The organism is Micromonospora sp. NPDC003776 (assembly GCF_053605645.1).
Window position 1 is genome coordinate 1 of sequence record NZ_JBSGJR010000698.1, and the last position, 3,166, is coordinate 3,166.

A 3,166-nucleotide genomic window follows, 5' to 3' on the forward strand; every position below is an offset into this window, starting at 1 on the left:
GCGGCCAGCGGCAGCACCGCGCCGGACGTCAAGGCGCCCGACGGCAAGTCGCCGCAGGTGCGTACGGCCGAGAGCAGGCAGCCGGACGCGGGTACCGCGGTGCCCGACGCCCCCGGCACCAAGGTGCCGACGGACGGCGCGCGGCCGGCGTCGGGTGACGCCCGCGCGGCCGAGGCCGCCGGCGCGTCGGCCAACCCGCCGGCCGGCGACGGCAAGCCGGCCGGGGACGAGGCCGGGGCGCAGCAGCGCAACCTCAAGGAGGCGGAGGCCGGGACGGGCGCCGATCCGGCGGACGCGAGCGGAACGGGGGTCCAGAAGTGACCACTCCTCGGGCGGAGACGCTGGGCAAGCTGACGCCGGTGCTGACCAAGCGCTGGCTGTCGCCGGACGCCTGGCGGATCGGCACCTACGAGAAGCTGGACGGCTACGCCGCCCTGCGCAAGGCGCTCAAGGCCCACCCGGACGACCTGATCCAGTTGATCAAGGACTCCGGGCTGCGCGGCCGGGGCGGCGCGGGCTTCCCGACCGGTCTCAAGTGGGGCTTCATCCCGCAGGGCGACGGCAAGCCGCACTACCTGGTGGTGAACGCCGACGAGGGCGAGCCGGGCACCTGCAAGGACCTGCCGCTGATGACCCACGACCCGCACTCGCTGGTCGAGGGCGTGATCATCGCCTCGTACGCGATCCGGGCCAACCGCGCCTACATCTACATCCGGGGCGAGGCGGTGCACGCTGCCCGGCGGCTGCGCAACGCCGTCCAGGAGGCGTACGCCAAGGGCTACCTCGGGCGGAACGTCCTCGGCAGCGGCTTCGACCTGGAGTTGGTGGTGCACTCGGGCGCCGGGGCGTACATCTGCGGTGAGGAGACCGCGCTGCTGGACTCGCTGGAGGGCTTCCGGGGCCAGCCCCGGCTGCGCCCGCCGTTCCCGGCGACCCACGGCCTGTACGCCAGCCCGACCGTGGTCAACAACGTGGGCACCATCGCCAGCGTGCCGTACATCGTGCTGGGCGGCGCCGACTGGTGGAAGACCATGGGGACGGAGAAGTCCTCCGGCCCGATGATCTACTCGCTCTCCGGCCGGATCGCCAACCCCGGCCAGTACGAGTGCTCGATGGGGATCACGCTGCGCGAGCTGATCGAGCTGGCCGGCGGCATGCAGCCCGGGCACAACCTGCGGTTCTGGACCCCGGGCGGGTCGTCGACCCCGCTGCTCACCGCCGAGCACCTGGACGTGCCGCTGGACTTCGAGGGGGTGGCGGCGGCCGGCTCGATCCTGGGCACCACGGCCACGCAGATCTTCTCCGACCAGGACTGCCCGGTGTACGCGACCTACCGGTGGCTGGAGTTCTACCACCACGAGTCGTGCGGCAAGTGCACCCCGTGCCGCGAGGGCAACTACTGGATGGTCCGGGTCTACCGGCGCATCCTGGCCGGCCAGGGCACCCACGAGGACCTGGACACCCTGCTCGACACCTGCGACAACATCCTCGGCCGCTCGTTCTGCGGTCTGGGTGACGGTGCGACCAGCTCGGTGACCTCCTCGCTGAAGTACTTCAAGCAGGACTACCTCGACTACATCGAGGGACGTACCGCACCGAAGCTGTCGGACAAGCAGCTGGTGGGAGCGCACTGATGACCGACGTAGCCAAGCAGACCGAGACCGTCACGCTCACCATCGACGGCGTCCAGGTCACCGCTCCCAAGGGAGCGCTGTTGATCCGGGTCGCCGAGCAGTTGGGCACCGAGATCCCGCGGTTCTGCGACCACCCGCTGCTGGCCCCGGCCGGCGCCTGCCGGCAGTGCCTGGTGGAGGTGGAGGGGCAGCGCAAGCCGGTCGCCTCCTGCACCCAGACCGTCGCCGACGGCATGGTGGTGCGGACCCAGCTCACCTCGCCGGTGGCGAAGAAGGCGCAGGAGGGGGTGATGGAGCTGCTGCTCCTCAACCACCCCCTGGACTGCCCGATGTGTGACAAGGGCGGCGAGTGCCCGCTGCAGAACCAGGCGATGTCGACCGGCCGGACCGACTCGCGGTTCCACGAGCACAAGCGGGAGTACCCGAAGCCGCTGCCGATCAGCACCCAGGTGCTGCTCGACCGCGAGCGGTGCGTGCTCTGCCAGCGCTGCACCCGGTTCTCCGAGGAGATCGCGGGCGACAAGTTCATCGACCTGATGGGCCGGTCGTCCGCCGAGGAGATCAACATCTACCGGGACGACGCGTACGGCGAGGAGGGCGATGCCGGGGACGTCCCGTTCAACTCGTACTTCTCCGGGAACACGGTGCAGATCTGCCCGGTGGGCGCGCTGACCGGCGCCCAGTACCGGTTCCGGGCCCGCCCGTTCGACCTGGTCTCCACGCCCAGCGTCTGCGAGCACTGCTCGGCCGGCTGCGCCCAGCGCACCGACTGGCGGCGCGGCAAGGTGCTGCGCCGGCTGGCCGGCGACGACCCGGCGGTGAACGAGGAGTGGAACTGCGACAAGGGCCGCTGGGGCTTCCAGTACGCCCGCGCGTTCGACCGGCTCACCACCCCGCTGGTGCGGGACGAGCGGACCGGTGAGCTGCGCGAGGCCTCGTGGAGTGAGGCGCTCACCCGGGCCGCCGAGGGGCTGCGTGCCGCCCGGGACGGCGGCCAGGGTTCGGCGGTGCTCACCGGCGGCCGGCTGACCGTCGAGGACGCGTACGCCTACGCCAAGTTCGCCCGGGTCGCGCTGCACACCAACGACGTCGACTTCCGGGCCCGCCCGGTCTCCCGCGAGGAGGCCGACTTCCTGGCCAGCAGCGTCGCCGGGGTCACCGAGGTGACCTACACGGACGTGGAGAACGCGCCCGCGGTGGTGCTGGTCGGCCTGGAGCCGGAGGAGGAGTGCCCGATCCTCTTCCTGCGGCTGCGCAAGGCGTACCTGAAGAAGAAGCTCACGGTGTACGCGATCGCGCCGTTCGCGACCCGCGGCCTGGAGAAGCTGGGGGCCAAGCTGGCCCGGGTGGTGCCCGGCGAGGAGGCCAGCGTGCTGGCCGAGCACGCCACGGTGGCCGAGGCGCTGAGCCAGCCGGGGGCGATCCTGATCGTCGGCGAGCGGCTCGGCGCGGTGCCGGGCGGGCTCTCCGCCGCGGCGGACGTGGCGTGCTCGGCCAGCACGCTGGCCTCCTCGCCGGGCACCACCCGGGCC

General features: G+C 72.1%; 2 protein-coding genes and 1 pseudogene. All 3 read left to right on the plus strand.

All coding sequences use genetic code 11. The features are described from left to right. Positions 1 to 321: pseudogene (locus tag ACWEVO_RS33555) on the plus strand (NADH-quinone oxidoreductase subunit NuoE); the annotation flags it as partial. Further along, complete coding sequence (gene nuoF, locus ACWEVO_RS33560) at positions 318 to 1,634, plus strand: NADH-quinone oxidoreductase subunit NuoF (RefSeq protein ID WP_452311439.1); 1,317 nt, start codon at positions 318 to 320, stop codon at positions 1,632 to 1,634. The pseudogene ACWEVO_RS33555 and the gene nuoF, both read left to right, overlap by 4 nt. Beyond that, positions 1,634 to 3,166: NADH-quinone oxidoreductase subunit G (locus tag ACWEVO_RS33565; protein ID WP_452311440.1), on the plus strand; the 1,533-nt coding region annotated here is incomplete at its 3' end. The genes nuoF and ACWEVO_RS33565, both read left to right, overlap by 1 nt.